Raw genomic sequence first — 14,592 nt, 5'->3', positions numbered from 1 at the left:
GGCCGGGTCGGGGCGGGCGCGGTGTCAGGCGGGTGGGCGGTCGGCGACGAGCACCCGGGTCACGGTGCCGTCGGCCTCGGTGATGTCGCGCTCGTGGCCGAGGCCGAGCTTGCCCAGCAGCGCCAGCGAGGCGTGGTTGGCCTCGGCGACCGTCGCGTACACCCGGGGCAGCCCGAGGGCGTCGAAACCGTACCGGATCAGGGCGCCGGCCAGCTCGGTGCCGAGGCCGTCACCCCAGGCGGGCTTCGCCAGCGCGTAGACGATCTCGTGGCCGTCGACCTGGCCGGTCCGCTTGATCTCGGCGTGCCCGACGTAGTGGCCGTCCCGGCGCACCGCCCAGACGTCGAAGAGGTCGTCCGCGTAGACCTTCGTGAACAGCCGCTCGAAGAGCGCGCCCGCCTCCTCGGCCGTCAGGGGACCGTCGCCCATGAACCGGCCGACCTCCGGGTCGGTGAGCAGGGACACGGAGGCCTGGGCGTCGTCCGGCCGGTAGGGCTCCAGCAGCAGCCGCTCGGTGCGCAGGGTGGGGGTGGGCATCAGCGCGGCTCCCAGGCGTCGGGCAGGGCCGTCAGCCTACGGACGTGGGCGGGCAGCCGACCACTGACTATCTCCGCGAGGCTCACCTCGTCGACCACCTGCCGCACGGCGGCCCGCACCGCGACCCAGAGCCCGGGCAGGTTCTCCGCCGAGCCGTCGTAGCTGGTCTCCTCCGGACGCAGCCCACGGACCCCGGCCAGCGGGCCCTCCACGGCACGCAGCACCGCGCCGACGGTCACCTCACGCGGCGGCCGGGCCAGCGTGTAGCCGCCCTCGGCGCCACGCTGGGCCCGGACGATGCCGGCCCGTCGCAGGTCGGCCAGGACCGCCTCCAGGAACTTGCGCGGCATGTCCTGCTCCGCGGCGATGGCCTGGGTGGACAGCAAACGGGGGTACGCGGTGGCGAGGCTCAGGGCCGCCCGTACCGCGTAGTCGCCGCGCGCGGAGATCTGCACCCGACCATCATGCCCCGGGCGGGCCGCCCGCCGCGTCGGCAGGCGGCCGTGGCCGCACGACCGGCCCTGGTAACGGGCGCTCGCGGGCGGCGCGGAACGCGCCCGGGCTCATCCCGACCTCCCGGGTGAAGAACCGGCCGAAGTTCGTCGGCTCGGTGAAGCCGAGCAGCCGGCCGATCCGGGCGATCGGCTCGTCGGTGGCGGCCAGCAGCCGGCTCGCCTGGAGCGCCACCCGCTCGTCGACCACCTGCTTGGCGCTGCGGCCGGTCACCGAGAGACAGGCCCGGGTGAGGGTACGCACCGAGCAGCCAAGCTGGGCGGCGTAGTCCTCGACGCGGCGGGTGTGCTGGTAGCCGCGCTCCACCTCCCGGCAGAGCCGGTGGAAGGTGGCGGCCTCCGTCCGGGTCGCCGGATGGGACCGGCCGGGCAGCAGCGACAGCCGGAGCAGCAGCACGGCGAGCTGATGGCGGAGCAGTCCGCGCGCGGCGGGCACCCCGTGGTGCCGCTGGCAGTCCACCGCCAGCTGGCTCACCTCGGTGATCACCGCGTCCTCGTCCTCGCCGACGAGTTGCAGCCGGGCGGGCACGGCGTCCGGGTCGACGTCGAGCCCGCGCAGCGCCCCGTCCTCCCACCGCACCACCGTCGCGTCGAACTGCGGGCCGGCGCAGCGCAGGACCTGGCCGGCGCGCACCCGCAGCAGCGTGCCGGGCCGGCAGGACAGACCGCGGAAATCCAGCTCGGCGATGCCGTGCCCGCCCGTGGCCAGCACGAGCAGATCCTGCTCCAGCAGCACCGGACGTCGCCAACCCGGATCGGACGCGAGGTCACCGAGGACGACCGTGTCGATCTCGGCGGGGGCGGTCGCCGGGTTGCCGGGCGGCGCGGGGGAGAGCTGACCGGAAGAGACCATCGCCTGCGACCGTAGCTCGGGGCGGCCGTCACCGCACCCCGGGCACGCGCCGCAGGTCGGGCGCGTTGCGACGGCGGGGCTTGTCGGGGCCGTCGGGAGCGGGCTACGTTACCGATCGGTAGCACCGTCCGGTCGTGTCCGGCCGGCGCCGCCCGCGCCGGTCGGGTCGCCCGCGTCCCGACGGCTCCGGCGGTGCGCGGTGCGGCTGTGGTGGCGTGCCGCCGCCGGTAACTCGTGATGGGATGGGGCATGACGGATCTGTTCTCGGTCGAAGGCAAGACTGTCCTGGTCACCGGCGGCTCGCGGGGGATCGGCCTGATGATCGCCCAGGGCTTCGTCCGGGCCGGCGCACACGTGATCATCTCGTCCCGCAAGGCCGACGTCTGCGAGGCCGTGGCCAAGGAACTCGCCGCCGAGGGGCGCTGCGAGGCGATCCCCGCCGACCTCGGCCACGACGCCGGGGCCGAGGGCCTGGCCGCCGCCGTCCGGGAGCGCGTCGACCGGCTCGACGTACTTGTCAACAACGCGGGCGCGACCTGGGGCGCGCCGCTGGAGTCGTACCCGGAGAGCGCCTTCGACAAGCTCTGGGCCGTGAACGTCAAGGCCGTCTTCCGGCTCACCACCGCGCTGCTGCCCGCGCTGCGCGCGTCGGCCAGCGCCGACGACCCGGCCCGCGTGATCAACATCGGCTCGATCGACGGCATCCGGGTGCCGATGATGGAGGTGTACGCGTACTCGGCCACCAAGGCCGCCGTGCACATGCTCACCCGCAGCCTGGCCCACCAGCTCGCCGGCGAGCAGATCACGGTCAACGCGATCGCGCCGGGGCCGTTCGAGAGCAAGATGATGGCGTTCGCGCTGGACGACCCCGCCTCCCGGGCCGCCATCGAGGGGCAGGTCCCGCTGGGCCGCATCGGCCGGCCGGAGGACATGGCCGGCACGGCGATCTACCTGTCGTCGCGCGCCGGGGCGTACCTCACCGGCGCGGTGATCCCGGTCGACGGCGGCATCACCACCCACGGCTGAGCCCGGCGTGGGGCGGGAGGCGGTGCGCGTACCCCCGGGTGGGCCGAAGCCGCGCGGACTCGGCAGATCCGCGCGGCTCCGGGTGGCCGGTGTGGCCGGTCGTTCAGCGGCCGGCGAGCAGCCGGGTAACCGCGGTGTCGACGTCCAGGTGCTCGGCCTCGCGGCCGCGCGGGACGACGACGTAGGTCCGCCGCAGGAAGCGCACCAGGACGCTGCGCGGCACCTCGAACAGGGCGTTGCCGTCCGGCGACGACAGCGCCAGCGCGACGAAGTCCCCGCGCGGGGTGGCCCAGGGCCAGACCCGCACGTCGCCGATGCCGGCCGGTTCGTCGAGGCCGGTGACCAGCAGCTCCCGGGCGAACGACCAGCTGACCGCCTCGCCGCCGGCGGACTCGGCATGGAACAGGACATGGACCGCATACGGATCAGCAGGGTCGTAACGCAGACTGGCACGCACCGGCAAGGCGGTGGCGTCAGGTGCGACGAGCCTTAGCGACGTCTCGACCTCTACGGTCGTCGGTCGGATGACACTCATGGACGATCTCCCCCCGGCACCGCTGCGGAACGCGCGTGTCCCGCTTTTCCCATACTCAGGTGCTACTCCTGGCTACGCTCCGCCATACGCTGACTTCACCCAGTGGTGGGAAGGGGGTCGGAAAGGCCGCATGAATGTGAATAATCATGTAGGATTTCCGGTTCTGCCCAGTGCGTGATCCCGCCCGGCATCGGGTGGTTCAGTCGTCGACTTACTCCGGTAACGTCCAGTCGTCCGTTCCAGTGACGGGCGCGAGCCACACTGGGGGAGGAAATGGTTACGAAACGATCCTCAGTGGATCCGATGGCAGGGCCGGGCTCGCCGAAGGTCGCGGCCTGGACAGCCGAAAAGCGGGGGTACGGGGTGCCGATGGAACAGCACGACCGACCCGGTCGGCCGACGTCCGACCGGGGTGGTGCCGGCGGCGGGACGGCGCTGGCCGAGCGACGCCAGCGGCCCCGCTGGCGGCAGCGGCTCAGCACCACCCTCGAACTGATCCGGGCCAACCCGACCGGAAGGGTCACCCTCAAGGTCCTCGTCGCCATCGCCGGCGCCCTCGTCGTCACCATCGGCATCGCCCTCATCCCGCTGCCCGGGCCCGGCTGGCTGCTGGTGATCGCCGGCCTCGGCATCTGGGCCGTCGAGTACCACTGGGCCCGCCGGCTGCTCGGCTTCACCCGCCGACACGTGCACGGCTGGACGCAGTGGGTGAAGAAGCAGTCACTTATGGTGCGATTCGTGCTCGGCTCCGTCGGCCTGGTCTTCGTCGGCACGGTGGTCTGGCTGTCGCTGAAGTACAGCTTCGGCATCGACGTGATCGCCGAGGTGCTGCACTACCTCGCGACCAACTGACGTGCCGCCCCGAAGGGCCGGTGCGCTGCCTCGCGGCACGCGGGACCCGGATTACCGGTCCGGTCCCTCGATCAGGTAGAGTCATCGGCGCTGAGGGCGATTAGCTCAGCGGGAGAGCACTTCGTTCACACCGAAGGGGTCACTGGTTCGATCCCAGTATCGCCCACGCAGCTCAAAGGCCACTTCCCAGTCCTGGGAGGTGGCCTTTCTGCTGTCGTGCAGCCGCGAAGTACAGCAGTTTCCGTCGATGTCCGCCGGGGGCACGGTCCGTGACACGAGAGCCGACTCAGTCTGTTCCGGCAGCGTCCGTACATGCGTCAAGGTCCGCTTGACGTGGCGGACCGGGCGGCGGCCCGCTCCCCGGGGAGTGCGGCTCGACGGCAGACGGCGATGGACAGGGTCATCTCCGAGGTGGGCGTGGCGGAAGTGGGTAACGCCACGACTGTTCTTCGTCCCCACCGGCATCAGTCCACTGCACGGTAATCGTGCTATCGGAGGTCGCCATGCTCCTCGCAGCGATGAATGTCAGTGCTTCGGCTGGACTGAGAGGCTGTGGCGCAGGGGGACGCAGGATCATGCTTTGGTGGGCGCTTACGCGCACGTTCTCTGCCGTCGCGCTTCCAACGTTCGTCAGCCGGTAAGCGTCGTTCTGGTGGTGTACCAAGGACCACTCAACCCGAGGAACGCTCGGCGATGCCGAGGATTCCCTGCCGCTATGAGAGGCCATCGTTTCAAGGGCCTCAACTACCCGGCGCGTGTACTCCTCGGTCAGCGCCGCTGCCGCCTCGGATCGCGCTGCCGTTGCCTCGGCCTGCTCTCGCTGAAGCCTCTGTCCGTCCCTGGTCACCTTCTCTTGGCGGATCATGACGACAGTGGTCGCAATCCCGACAAGTAGGGCGACGCAGACGCCGACCACAGTGGCTTGATCGGAAAACTCCTGCCAGTCGGTCGCAAGCGGCAAGCTAGTCAACAGCACTGGGTAACCCTAGTGGCAGCGCGCAAATGTGCCCGATACGTGCCCGTTGTAGGGGGCAGCATCGGCGTGTACCAGCGCGCCAAACTGCGGCCAGGTAGCGATCTGTGTCTGCGGACGAGGTAGTGAAGCTACTCGGCGTGTGGATCAACGCGATTCCCAAGCTGACAGTGTTCGGGCAGACTGTCGGTGGACCGGTGGCAGAGCCGGGTCATTGCAGCGCTGAGATGCTGGATGCCGTGCACGCGCGGCGGCTCGAAGGCGCGTGGGGCCGCTGGCGTGCCATGCCCCACCGGGGGTTCGAATCCCCTCCGGTCCGCTCGTAGTCTCCCGGCGTAGTTGGGTGACTATCTGGGTGACGATCGGGACGGACGCCGGCGGACTGTCGTGGACGTTTAGGGACCGTCCTGGCAGCTCAGCGCCTCCGGAACCGCAGGTCAGCGTCCCGTGTTGGTTGCCGGGGGGTCAAGGAGTCAGCCGCACGCCCTGGGGCCGCCCGCCCATGCTCTACTGGTCCCATGCGTAGGCGACGCCGTTTGTACCTGCTCTTGGCGGTAGTCGGTGCACTGATGGCCGCCACTGCACTCGCCATGACCTTGGCGTATGTGCCCGAAGGAGGTTGGCCCTTGTCTGCTACAACCTTGTGCGCGGTCGGTGGTGCGTTGACGGGAGTTGGCATCCGGGGTGCCAGGAAGCACCAGCGCCCCGAGAAACAACTGCCAGGTTCTGGGGCACACACGGGGCACAAGACGGCGTGAAACGTCGGCAACCAGCGACCAATGACGTGAGCCCAAGATGGGGCGTGACCAGTGCGCCGGTCAGGTCAGCGCAGGTCACGGGAGGCCCGGTCTAGGTTCCGCTTCAACGTCCGGTTCCCGCAGCTCGATCAGAGCAGGGGGTGAATCGGCTCGACCATTCCTCGTCGGGCATGCCATCGAAGGCCAACAGCTCGAACCCGCTGCCGTCGTGGCTGACGAGCAGCGCGTCACTGAATCTGTAGCGCTGTGGGGACTCATGATCACGAGTAGCTGCGGCCTTGCGTTCCCCGAAGTCGAGTCGCACCCACCGTTCGTCGTCGTCATGGTCGTCGTCGTCTTCGTATTCACTGAGCAGCCACGTGCCCTGCGCGGAATCGGGCCGGCGGCTGTCGAAGTAGGTGCGCCAGATGTACTGGTCGCTCCATGTGTCCCGTAGGTCCTGCAGGAGGTGCGAAAGGTAGACGTCCGAGATCGAGTCCAGCCGTGACGACCCGTCCTGGCGAAGGTCGATCCGGTCGCCGGAGGTTCCGCACCAGGTTCCCGTCAAGTCAGCGTTCGTGGGGAGCGGTGGTGGGGCCGAGGACGCACAGCCGACCCCGTGAGTCAGGAGGAACGTCAGCATGGCCATCACAGCAACGGCTTTGATCCGCACGTCGGCTACTCTAGGCCCTTCCCGCCGCGCGACTGGTTCCGCTTCAACTCACCGACTTCGGGCCGTGGACGGGCCGTCGGGACCGTGGCTGGGCTGTCAGACAGCCGTAGGGTGCGGGACATGCCTGAGGAAGTTGTTCTTCGCCTTGACCGACCGACAGCCACGTCGCTCGCGGACCTGATCTACAACATCGGCGAGCACCAGGCCGCCGGCATGCCCATCGCTCAGTTGTCGAGTGACGACAGCGAAAGGCTCGGGCGGGTGCTCTACGACCTCTGGCGAGCCTTGGGCGTCTCGCTCCCGTACGGCGACGCTCCCGGGAAGGAACCTCGACGCCGGATTTGATCGCTCTCGCGCGGAGGTCGCTGACAGCAGCAGTGACAGCAACGTGCCGAGAGGAGGGCAGCCGCCGCCGGCCGGACGCAGACAGCCGTCCGAGGTCGCGGACGCGGACGGACTCCGCCGGACGGAGCGCCCAGAACTTACAAGCGAGGGATCCAGGCCGTGCGACGGACTGGGGATGTGGCCTACTCGGCGACGAAGACGCCCACGCCTGGCAGGGTTTCGGTCATTCCCTTGATCCGTAGCACCTGCATCGCTCGGTCGATCACGGGCTCTGTAACGCCGTAGTGCTCGATCAACTCGCGGCGACTGGGCAGCTTGGAGCCCGGCGGAAACTCGCCAGTCGCGATGCGTTCGGCGAGGTCGTCGGCGATCTGCTCATAGCGGTAACGCGGTGGCACGGTGTTCCCCTCGGTTGGCAACACGAGTAGACCACCTACGTCAGCCCTTGACTACCCAACGGTACCTATGGGAGGTTGCCGAGGAGGTCGATTCCCCCGGTTGGCGCTGTGGGTCGTCCTCGCTGGCGTGGATGTCCGGCGCATCCCCCGCGATCGGGCATCCACGCCCCCGGACACCTGCGGCACAAGGAGGCGGCAGTGCTCCCTTCCATCTGCCCAACTCGACGGCTCCCGGCCCCAGTCGTTGTGGCGAGCCGATGAAGCGGGTCTCGTACGACGAGTACGTCATGGCGGCGGCGCTCACCCTCGCCCGTCGGCACCGACCCGTCTGGTCGTGGCGGCAGTGGCGACACATCTGCCGCTGCGGCGCGACCCTGCCGTGCCGAAGCCGCCACCGCATCCCTATCAACCGCGGCCACTGGCCCAGCCAGGACGGGCCGCGATGACTACTCACCATCCGATCAAGCCGGCTTGGTCCTGTGGCGGCTGTGCGGGGGAGTGGCCCTGCTCGACCCGGCGGCGGGAGCTGCGAGCCGAATACGACCGCGCGCTGGTGTCGCTGGCCCTCTATCTGGCGTCCCAGCTCGTCGACGCCACCCAGGACCTGGCCCACGTTCCCGCCGGTCACCTGCACTACCGGTTCCTCGGCTGGACCCGATGAGTATCCTGCGGTCCGGAGACGAGAAGTTCCACTACAGCGACGGTTCGCACAAGTGGATCCCGCCGGACCCGGACTATGACCAGGAGGTCTGGAACGAGCAGGTCCGCCAGCACAAGCAGGGCCACCTCAGGAACGAGCAACCCAAGGTCCGCATCCAGCGCCTCGTCTGATGCCGGTAGTACAGCAGCGAAGTACAGCAGCGGTGCCAGCCGAACGGATCCGAGACGAGCCTCAGCAGGCCGTTTGACCTCGCATCCAGCCCGCTCCGACCGGCTCGCCGAGAGTTCACACCGAAGGGGTCACTGGTCCGATCCCAGTATCGCCCACCATCGAAGTAACGCAGAAGAGCCACCCTCGGATGAGGGTGGCTCTTCTGCGTTACTTCGTCAGCCGTCGTTGGGTGTCAGCGGATCGTCAGCGAACGCGTCGCGGATGCATTGATCCCGCCGTCGGAGTGGTGGGTGTAGAGAGCCAGCGTGGTCTGCGCCGGCTGATGCTCGGAATCTCCCTTGCGTTGGAACGGGCGTTGACCTTCGCCAACGTCGCGATGTTGATTCTGATCAGCGGTTATCAGACGCCCGAGCAGATCCGCGCCGCCGGTCGCGAGCAGCTCGTGGCGCATCTGCGCCGGCACCGGGCAGTGAACGCCGTCCAGGTCGCCGACCAGGCGTTGGCCGGCGCGGCTGAGCAGGATCTCACCTTGCCGGGACAGGACTGGGCACTGCTCCGCGACAACCGCTGCTTCCAACTTCCAACCACCAACCCCTCCAACACCCGGCTAGGAATCGGAGATAATCGACGGCGTGGACCTTGAGGAGTTCGACCAGCACGTTCAGTCACTCCGCACCCGGGCGGCCAGGTCTGGCTTCGAGGAAATCGAAGACTTCAAGGTGATCGAAGGGCTGACCGTGTCGGCGGAGGACATCACCGAGGCGGAGCGAGCGCTGGGCGCGACCCTGCCCGAGCCGTACAAGGCATTCATGCTGCGCTACGGTGGCGGGCAGTTCGGATTCCTCGACCTGCTGCCCATGCCCACAGCATCGTCCGCGCACCACGTTGACGACGTCGTCTACGTCAGTCAGGCCGAGTTCCCGGATGGGTCGTTCGTCGCGGTGGCACCCGTCGGCACAGGCGACTACTGGTGCTTTCCCGTCCTCGACGGCCGGTGCAGCGACGAGGTGTGGTTCCACTACCACGACGCCGACGACCCGACGCTGGAGGCGCCAGATTTTCTGGATTTCGTAGCACGGCGCGGTACCCAGCCCTGACCCTGCCTCTCGGGCTGCGAGGCGCTGCCCCGCAGCCCGACCCTCCCTCAGAGACCGCAACGGGTCTCCTCGCTCAGGCACCTCAGAGGGCTGCCCGAGAACCCCGGGCAGGAACATGCCTGCCCGCCCGAGGAGACCCTGCCCACCGCACAACCCGCTTGACAACAACCATCGAGACTCGTCCAGTAGGGCGCTCCACCTTGTCACCCTGGCCCTGGCCCACTCCACGGTGCGTGGGTCGGCGGCAGACGGGATGGCAACTGCAGCCAGGATCTTCGAGGCGGCGGCGAGGTCGCTCGCCTCACACCTGCCGCCTGTGGGGCTGCGATTATTGGTGTGGGATATCCACGCCGGCGGAGCGCAGTTTCGCCTCGACCAGTGTGGTCAGCCGGGCCACGGCCGGTGCCTGTTCTTCGCCGTGGTGGTTGAGCAGCCCGTATCGGGTGGCGTCAGTGCTGGCCTGGAGGCTGTTCGGGATCGCGAGCAACGCGGGGTTGGCGAGGAAACGGTCGGCCACGGCGGTCGCGAGTTCCTCGATGCGGGGGTCGTCGGGTTGCCAGTCCTTGGCGGCCCAGCACTGCTTGTTCAACGCGACGAACCGGGTGTCGTCGAGGGCGTGCTCGGCCTCGGTGAGATAGTCGTCGAAGCCTTCGGGGACCAGGGCCTTGGCCAGCAGCATGCCCTCGCGGTAGGCCGCCACCGCGTCCGGGGCGAAACCCAGGTCGGCGGCCCGGTCCAACAGCGCGCAGGCGCGGTCGGGTAACAGGGCCCGGTCGCCGTTGACCAGCCGGTCCAGCGAGTCGCGGCGCGCGGTCAGCTCCTCGATCCGCTCGGTCAGCCGCCGCTTGACCTCGGCCAGGTCGGCGGCGAACCGCTGCGGATCCGCACCGAGCAGGGCGCCGATCTCGGACAGCGGTACCCCGGACTCGGCCAGCGTCCGGACCTGGACCAGCCGCAGCAGGTCGGACGACCCGTAGCGGCGATAGTCAGAACCGTCACGGGGCGGTTCGTCGACCAGTCCAAGCCGGTGGTAGTGGCGGATGGTCTTGACCGTGACGCCGACGAACGCCGCCGCCTGGCCGATCGTGATGCCACTGGCCATGGTCGTCAGCGACCCTCACCGGTGAGGATGGCGACCTCGCGTGTGGCCTCGGCGATGGCGCGGAAATCCTTGCGCACGATCGTGCCGTGGTTGCTGGCGACCTTCGCGCTTATCCCGAGGTTCGGGTTGCGGGCGAGCACCGGGTCGAGGGTAGCGCGCATCTGTTCCTGCCAATCATCCTTGCTTCCCAGCCCCTCCCCGGAGGCGACCACGTACCGGACCGGGACGGTCAGGCTGTCGAGGACCGGTTCGAGGGCGGCGTGGATCTTGTGGGACTCGATGTTGATTTCGGCATGCTGTTCGGCACTCATCCGCGCGGCGTTGCCGACGAGGCGTGCCATCGGCATCGCCCATCGGAGCTTGTGGAACAGCCGCCGGATGTGTTCGTGCCTGGCCTCGTCGGTCCAGCCGTACGGATAAGGGCCGTCGACCCCGACCACACCGGCGACGCGGTCCGGATTCCGAGCGGCCCAGACCACCCCGAGCAGCGCGCCGTAGGACCAGCCCACCAACAGCGGCCGCTCCACCCCCCTGGCTTTCAGGACGGCGTCGAGATCCCGGACGACGGCCTCGAAGGAGTAGTCCGCCGACTTCTTCGACTTGCCGCGAGCCCGCTCGTCGTACGTGATGTGTCGCCACCCCGGCCCCAGGTCCTTGATGACGGGTCGCCAGTGCCGCTGGCTGGCGTAGGAACCGTTCAGGTAGACCACAGGGGCACCTGTCCCGCCGGTGTCGGTCACGAACAGAGCGGTGTCGTCCACCGGCAACATGCCACTCCAGGCCGAGTTGGTCGCGTCTGAGTTCGTCATGCCGCCAGCGTCGACCCTGACCCAAGGTCAAGGTCAAGCCCCGAGATCAGGCTGTGACCAGGGCCGCCCGAGGGCAAGGAACGTTGACCGCCGATGACCAGTGAACGGGCAGCTCAGGCGGCATCTTGTCCGTGTTGGTCGATTATGCCGCGGCGTCATGGTTCTCGCTCATCTGCCCGCCCCTCTGCCGGTGAGTCCGTCCGCCCGCAGGCCGTAGACGACAGAGGTTGCTCCTGCCGGGACTGAGCGGAGATTCGGTCACTGTCCAGGAACGGGACACTGCGCTCGAGGAGTGCCCGAGCCGCGGCGGGGTTGTCGACGGCAAGACCGCGTCGTGCGGTCAGCAGAGCCCACATGCCGTCGCCTGCACCGCGCCGAGCGGCACCGAGCTGGCCCATGAGTCGGGGCTGAGCCGGGCGACAGCGAGCCGGTGGAAGGCCGGGCGAGCTGCCGCGGCGTAGACACAGCGAAGCCCCCGCCGCCGTGAGGTGACGGGGGCGCCCTGTGTTGGACACTCAGCGGGTGCAGTTGATCTGCACCAGCACCGAGTAGAGGCCCGGCCACGGCTGCGTGGTGAAGCTTCCGCCGTGGCTGCACTGCGTGTCGGGATCGAAGCCGTCCGCGCTGGCAAGGGAACGCGCGTTGTCGGTGGCGTAGGACAGCGCCGTGAAGTAGTTGTTATTCATCCCTCTGCCGTAAAAGGTCTTGGTTTCGGCGGCGACCGCAGGCCCGGAGAGCAGGACGGACACGGACACCGCCCCGACCAACGCTGTGGCTGCGACGATCCGACGAAGTGCAGGCATGTGGGCTCCACTCTGTTCGATCCGAATGCCGAGCCTGCCAGAGAAATAGACGTGTATCAACTACCCGCGGTAGGCCGATTCCGGCTGAAGAGATGTTGACGAAGATCATTACGTTGGCTAGCTTGACCATGCCATGACGTTCTGATGATTCGGGGGCTTTGGATGTCTATCGGACCAATCTCGGGTACGCGTACCCGTTCTACTCGGCGTGGGCTCGTGGCGATCGCCGCGTCGCTGGTGCTGTTGGCCGCCAGTTCGACGGTGCTGGCGCCGCCCGCGTCGGCGGCCGCGGCGTCGGTTACGACGAAGGTGCCCCTCCAGCCGACGATCAGCTTTCCGAACGGGAACAGCGCGCTGGAGGGCGGTCAGCTTGCCGTCAGGTTCGACGCGAACGGTGACCCCAAGGTGACCAGCTTCCGGTACAGCTTCTACAACACCAGCCTGGGCAGCGAGGTCCTGGCGGGGCCCGATGGCACGGCCACTGTGACGATCGACGTCGGCAGTGGGGGCGGTCAGCGTCCGGTGTACGCGGTGGCGATCGACCGCCACGGCCAGCGCAGCCCCATGACGCAGGCGACCTTCACGGTGTCGGTCATCTGGGACCTCAGGGGCCAAGCGCTCGACATGACCACGTGGCTGCCGGTGGCGGGGGCGACGATCCGGCTGGAGCCGGCCGGGGTCGAGGTGGTCACCGGCCCCGACGGCTACTTCCAGTTCGACGTCGACCCGGGCCTCTACACGCTCACCGGCACCTACGCCGGCCCGCCCAGCCTCTCGGGCAGCAGCCATGAGATGGAGATCGACGGTCAGGGACTGTGGTTCGAGCTGTACCTGTTCCCGGATCCTGCGAGCTGATGACCAGCACCCCATCGCGATGAGATGGGCTCATGGCCCCGGCGTTCAGCGCCGGGGCCATTGTCGTGCCAGAAGTCACGGTGCCGCGCGGAGGACGGCCTCCAGGTCTTCGAGGCTGGTCAGGGTCTCGGTGAGTCGGTCACGCTCGGTTTGGGAGAGGCGGAGCGCGCGTGCCTGGGTGAGAGCCCTGCGGGCGGCGGCGGGATCCTCGGCGCGGAGTGCGAGTTCGGCGCGGTATGCCAGCGCCTCGACCAGCTCCGCTGGGGTCGCGGTGTCCTTGTCCCGATCGAGGGCCGAAATGAGGATCTGGGCTGCCCGTACGTGCTTGCCGTGGGAGTCGCCCATCACGACCGCTCTGTGCAGCGTCGTGGTGAGCTTGCCGGCGGCGCTCGCCTGCTCCTCGGGTGCGGGTGTGGCGGCCACGATCCTGATCCAGTTTCCGCCAGGGTCGACAACCGTGAAGCCGGAGAGGTTGTCGGCGTTCTTGCGTTTGCGCGGCCGGGTCATCCGGGGGATCCCGGAGACCAGAAGCTTGCCGTGGGCTTTGCGCATGCCCGCGGCGAACGCTTCGAACAGCGCCCCGGTGTCGGGCACGATGACCAGGCAGGTCCCGTAGGAGTCCTCGGGCCTGAACTCCTCGGGCATGCCGAAGAAGTCCAGTTGGAGGTCTTCGCGCTTGAGGGACACGTACGGGTTCGGGCGGACCTGGTAGTAGGTGCGGGTGAAGCCCAGCATGGTGTAGAACTCGACGATCTCGTCGATGGACCGGCAGGGAAGCAGCGGCACGGTGATCTCGTTTGCCATGGATTCTCAGCTCCGATCGGATGAGAGGTCCTGGGACGCGGGGGTCGCTAGTCGGTCGGTGGTGTGAGCGCAGGGTCCTCACCGGACATCACGAACGCTCCCTCTTCCAAGCGGTGGATCAGTCGGTGAGTCCATCGGGCGCCGGTGTCGGCGGTGGTCAGCCACAGCCGCAGGACCTCGCCGACCGGCCCCCAGGTGTCCAGGTCGGCGTCCGAGGGCAGATGCGACATGATGCTGGTGCGCCATTCCTGCATCGCGCGGGCGCGCTCGCGCAGCATCCGTACCGCCTCGTCCCGGGGCAGGTCCTCGATCAGGCCGACAGCGGCGCCCAGCACGTCCAGGCTCGGCTCGCGGTCCGTGAGGGCCCGACGCAGCAGAGCGAAGTACTCTCGTTCCCCCTTGTCGGTCAACTCGTACTCGATCCGTGGCGGGCCGCTGGCGATTGAGGGGGCCCGCTCATGGGTCACCAGCAGTCCCTGGCCCGCCATGCTCTTGAGCGCGTGATACACCGAGCCGGAGGTGGCGGTGGACCACTCGTGCGCGCCCCAGGCCTCCAGGTCCGCGCGAATCTGATAGCCGTGTGCGCGTCCGCGCCTGCGCAGCGCTCCCAGGACCAGCAGTCGTACCGACTTCAAGGAAGTTCACCCCGCTTCCCGGCTAGCCAAGTTTGGCTAGCCGCCGACGCCAGGCTACCGCCGAGCTTGGTCGGTAGCCAAACTTGGCTAGCGCCCTTCACCCTGTGCTTGCGGACGATGAGCATCGATGATGGTGCGGTTGTTGTTCGCTCGGCGACCGTCTGGGCTCCTCGGGGAACTGCGGTCAGATCGCTTGCACGAGTTCGATGAAGTC

General features: G+C 68.7%; 19 protein-coding genes, 2 tRNA genes and 1 pseudogene. 10 read left to right on the top strand and 12 right to left on the bottom strand.

What is annotated here, in order from left to right; translation table 11 throughout:
* Positions 1-24: 24 nt before the first annotated feature.
* The 3 genes from ABZ809_RS10740 to ABZ809_RS10730 are packed head-to-tail and all read right to left on the bottom strand — an operon-like array spanning position 25 to position 1,902.
* Positions 25-537, bottom strand: a complete 513-nt coding sequence (locus ABZ809_RS10740) for a GNAT family N-acetyltransferase (RefSeq protein ID WP_357562240.1) — start codon at positions 535-537, stop codon at positions 25-27.
* Entirely contained in the window at positions 537-992 is a 456-nt protein-coding gene (locus ABZ809_RS10735; RefSeq protein ID WP_357562239.1) for an Rrf2 family transcriptional regulator, read from the bottom strand. The genes ABZ809_RS10740 and ABZ809_RS10735 overlap by 1 nt, the downstream gene beginning before the upstream one ends.
* A 7-nt stretch (positions 993-999) precedes the next feature.
* Positions 1,000-1,902, bottom strand: coding sequence for an AraC family transcriptional regulator (locus tag ABZ809_RS10730; protein WP_357562238.1), 903 nt, complete (start codon positions 1,900-1,902; stop codon positions 1,000-1,002).
* 249 nt (positions 1,903-2,151) lie between these two features.
* Here ABZ809_RS10730 and ABZ809_RS10725 point away from each other — a divergent pair, with 249 nt between their 5' ends.
* The gene (locus tag ABZ809_RS10725) at positions 2,152-2,928 is read left to right on the top strand and encodes an SDR family oxidoreductase (protein ID WP_357562237.1); all 777 of its coding nucleotides are present in this window, start codon (positions 2,152-2,154) and stop codon (positions 2,926-2,928) included.
* Between the two features lie 103 nt (positions 2,929-3,031).
* Here ABZ809_RS10725 and ABZ809_RS10720 read toward each other — a convergent pair whose 3' ends face one another.
* On the bottom strand, positions 3,032-3,463 hold the full coding sequence (locus tag ABZ809_RS10720) for an SsgA family sporulation/cell division regulator (RefSeq protein WP_053653619.1): 432 nt from the start codon (positions 3,461-3,463) through the stop codon (positions 3,032-3,034).
* 303 nt (positions 3,464-3,766) lie between these two features.
* Between ABZ809_RS10720 and ABZ809_RS10715 the strand changes: the two genes are divergently transcribed.
* From ABZ809_RS10715 to ABZ809_RS10705, 3 genes are all read left to right on the top strand, one after another.
* Positions 3,767-4,315 (top strand): TIGR02611 family protein, encoded by a 549-nt coding sequence (locus ABZ809_RS10715; protein WP_357562364.1) that lies wholly within the window; start codon positions 3,767-3,769, stop codon positions 4,313-4,315.
* Between the two features lie 94 nt (positions 4,316-4,409).
* A tRNA-Val gene (locus ABZ809_RS10710) sits at positions 4,410-4,481 on the top strand.
* A 998-nt stretch (positions 4,482-5,479) separates the two neighbouring features.
* Positions 5,480-5,607: transfer RNA gene (locus tag ABZ809_RS10705), tRNA-OTHER, on the top strand.
* A 542-nt stretch (positions 5,608-6,149) separates the two neighbouring features.
* Here ABZ809_RS10705 and ABZ809_RS10700 read toward each other — a convergent pair.
* Positions 6,150-6,698, bottom strand: coding sequence for a hypothetical protein (locus ABZ809_RS10700; protein WP_357562236.1), 549 nt, complete (start codon positions 6,696-6,698; stop codon positions 6,150-6,152).
* A gap of 120 nt (positions 6,699-6,818) precedes the next feature.
* On the opposite strand from ABZ809_RS10700, the gene ABZ809_RS10695 reads away from it, so the two are divergent.
* A complete protein-coding gene (locus tag ABZ809_RS10695; protein ID WP_357562235.1) occupies positions 6,819-7,043 on the top strand; it encodes a hypothetical protein in 225 nt (74 codons plus the stop codon).
* A 182-nt stretch (positions 7,044-7,225) separates the two neighbouring features.
* Here ABZ809_RS10695 and ABZ809_RS10690 read toward each other — a convergent pair whose 3' ends face one another.
* Positions 7,226-7,465 (bottom strand): GntR family transcriptional regulator, encoded by a 240-nt coding sequence (locus ABZ809_RS10690; RefSeq protein WP_067313483.1) that lies wholly within the window; start codon positions 7,463-7,465, stop codon positions 7,226-7,228.
* Positions 7,466-7,883: 418 nt separating this feature from the next.
* Here ABZ809_RS10690 and ABZ809_RS10685 point away from each other — a divergent pair, with 418 nt between their 5' ends.
* The 4 genes from ABZ809_RS10685 to ABZ809_RS10670 all read left to right on the top strand — a co-directional run bounded on the left by ABZ809_RS10685 (position 7,884) and on the right by ABZ809_RS10670 (position 9,370).
* The gene (locus ABZ809_RS10685; RefSeq protein ID WP_357562234.1) at positions 7,884-8,102 is read left to right on the top strand and encodes a flavin reductase; all 219 of its coding nucleotides are present in this window, start codon (positions 7,884-7,886) and stop codon (positions 8,100-8,102) included.
* Positions 8,099-8,272, top strand: coding sequence for a hypothetical protein (locus tag ABZ809_RS10680; RefSeq protein ID WP_357562233.1), 174 nt, complete (start codon positions 8,099-8,101; stop codon positions 8,270-8,272). The genes ABZ809_RS10685 and ABZ809_RS10680 overlap by 4 nt, the downstream gene beginning before the upstream one ends.
* Positions 8,273-8,466: 194 nt before the next feature.
* Positions 8,467-8,916, top strand: coding sequence for a hypothetical protein (locus ABZ809_RS10675; RefSeq protein ID WP_357562232.1), 450 nt, complete (start codon positions 8,467-8,469; stop codon positions 8,914-8,916).
* A complete protein-coding gene (locus tag ABZ809_RS10670; protein WP_357562231.1) occupies positions 8,906-9,370 on the top strand; it encodes an SMI1/KNR4 family protein in 465 nt (154 codons plus the stop codon). Before ABZ809_RS10675 ends, ABZ809_RS10670 begins: the two co-directional genes overlap by 11 nt.
* Positions 9,371-9,698: 328 nt before the next feature.
* Here the strand turns inward: ABZ809_RS10670 and ABZ809_RS10665 are convergent, their stop codons facing one another.
* The 4 genes and pseudogenes from ABZ809_RS10665 to ABZ809_RS10650 form a co-directional block, all read right to left on the bottom strand.
* Positions 9,699-10,472 (bottom strand): MerR family transcriptional regulator, encoded by a 774-nt coding sequence (locus ABZ809_RS10665; RefSeq protein ID WP_357562230.1) that lies wholly within the window; start codon positions 10,470-10,472, stop codon positions 9,699-9,701.
* 5 nt (positions 10,473-10,477) lie between these two features.
* Positions 10,478-11,212, bottom strand: coding sequence for an alpha/beta fold hydrolase (locus tag ABZ809_RS10660; RefSeq protein WP_357562229.1), 735 nt, complete (start codon positions 11,210-11,212; stop codon positions 10,478-10,480).
* Positions 11,213-11,449: 237 nt separating this feature from the next.
* Positions 11,450-11,637, bottom strand: a pseudogene (locus ABZ809_RS10655) (transcriptional regulator); the annotation flags it as partial.
* Positions 11,638-11,796: 159 nt separating this feature from the next.
* Positions 11,797-12,030 (bottom strand): hypothetical protein, encoded by a 234-nt coding sequence (locus ABZ809_RS10650; RefSeq protein WP_357562228.1) that lies wholly within the window; start codon positions 12,028-12,030, stop codon positions 11,797-11,799.
* 270 nt (positions 12,031-12,300) lie between these two features.
* Here ABZ809_RS10650 and ABZ809_RS10645 point away from each other — a divergent pair, with 270 nt between their 5' ends.
* Positions 12,301-12,939 carry a hypothetical protein gene (locus ABZ809_RS10645; RefSeq protein ID WP_357562227.1) on the top strand — a complete coding sequence of 213 codons (639 nt, stop codon included), beginning with the start codon at positions 12,301-12,303 and terminating at the stop codon, positions 12,937-12,939.
* Between the two features lie 75 nt (positions 12,940-13,014).
* Here the strand turns inward: ABZ809_RS10645 and ABZ809_RS10640 are convergent, their stop codons facing one another.
* The gene (locus ABZ809_RS10640) at positions 13,015-13,743 is read right to left on the bottom strand and encodes a VOC family protein (protein WP_357562226.1); all 729 of its coding nucleotides are present in this window, start codon (positions 13,741-13,743) and stop codon (positions 13,015-13,017) included.
* Between the two features lie 47 nt (positions 13,744-13,790).
* Positions 13,791-14,378, bottom strand: coding sequence for a PadR family transcriptional regulator (locus ABZ809_RS10635; RefSeq protein WP_357562225.1), 588 nt, complete (start codon positions 14,376-14,378; stop codon positions 13,791-13,793).
* Positions 14,379-14,592: the final 214 nt, after the last annotated feature.

The sequence above is a fragment of the Micromonospora sp. NPDC047074 genome, from assembly GCF_040643815.1.
In the GTDB taxonomy this organism is placed as follows: Bacteria; Actinomycetota; Actinomycetes; order Mycobacteriales; family Micromonosporaceae; genus Micromonospora.
The sequence above is the reverse complement of the archived record's forward strand: the minus strand, read 5'-3'. Positions and strand labels throughout refer to the sequence as shown.

Excerpts from the sequence above, each read along its gene's own strand:
- ABZ809_RS10715 (WP_357562364.1), top strand. The coding sequence starts at position 3,767 with ATGGCAGGGCCGGGCTCGCCGAAGGTCGCGGCCTGGACAGCCGAAAAG.
- ABZ809_RS10725 (WP_357562237.1), top strand. The coding sequence starts at position 2,152 with ATGACGGATCTGTTCTCGGTCGAAGGCAAGACTGTCCTGGTCACCGGC.
- ABZ809_RS10720 (WP_053653619.1), bottom strand. The coding sequence starts at position 3,463 with ATGAGTGTCATCCGACCGACGACCGTAGAGGTCGAGACGTCGCTAAGG.
- ABZ809_RS10665 (WP_357562230.1), bottom strand. The coding sequence starts at position 10,472 with ATGGCCAGTGGCATCACGATCGGCCAGGCGGCGGCGTTCGTCGGCGTC.
- ABZ809_RS10695 (WP_357562235.1), top strand. The coding sequence starts at position 6,819 with ATGCCTGAGGAAGTTGTTCTTCGCCTTGACCGACCGACAGCCACGTCG.
- ABZ809_RS10685 (WP_357562234.1), top strand. The coding sequence starts at position 7,884 with ATGACTACTCACCATCCGATCAAGCCGGCTTGGTCCTGTGGCGGCTGT.
- ABZ809_RS10680 (WP_357562233.1), top strand. The coding sequence starts at position 8,099 with ATGAGTATCCTGCGGTCCGGAGACGAGAAGTTCCACTACAGCGACGGT.
- ABZ809_RS10640 (WP_357562226.1), bottom strand. The coding sequence starts at position 13,743 with ATGGCAAACGAGATCACCGTGCCGCTGCTTCCCTGCCGGTCCATCGAC.
- ABZ809_RS10730 (WP_357562238.1), bottom strand. The coding sequence starts at position 1,902 with ATGGTCTCTTCCGGTCAGCTCTCCCCCGCGCCGCCCGGCAACCCGGCG.
- ABZ809_RS10740 (WP_357562240.1), bottom strand. The coding sequence starts at position 537 with ATGCCCACCCCCACCCTGCGCACCGAGCGGCTGCTGCTGGAGCCCTAC.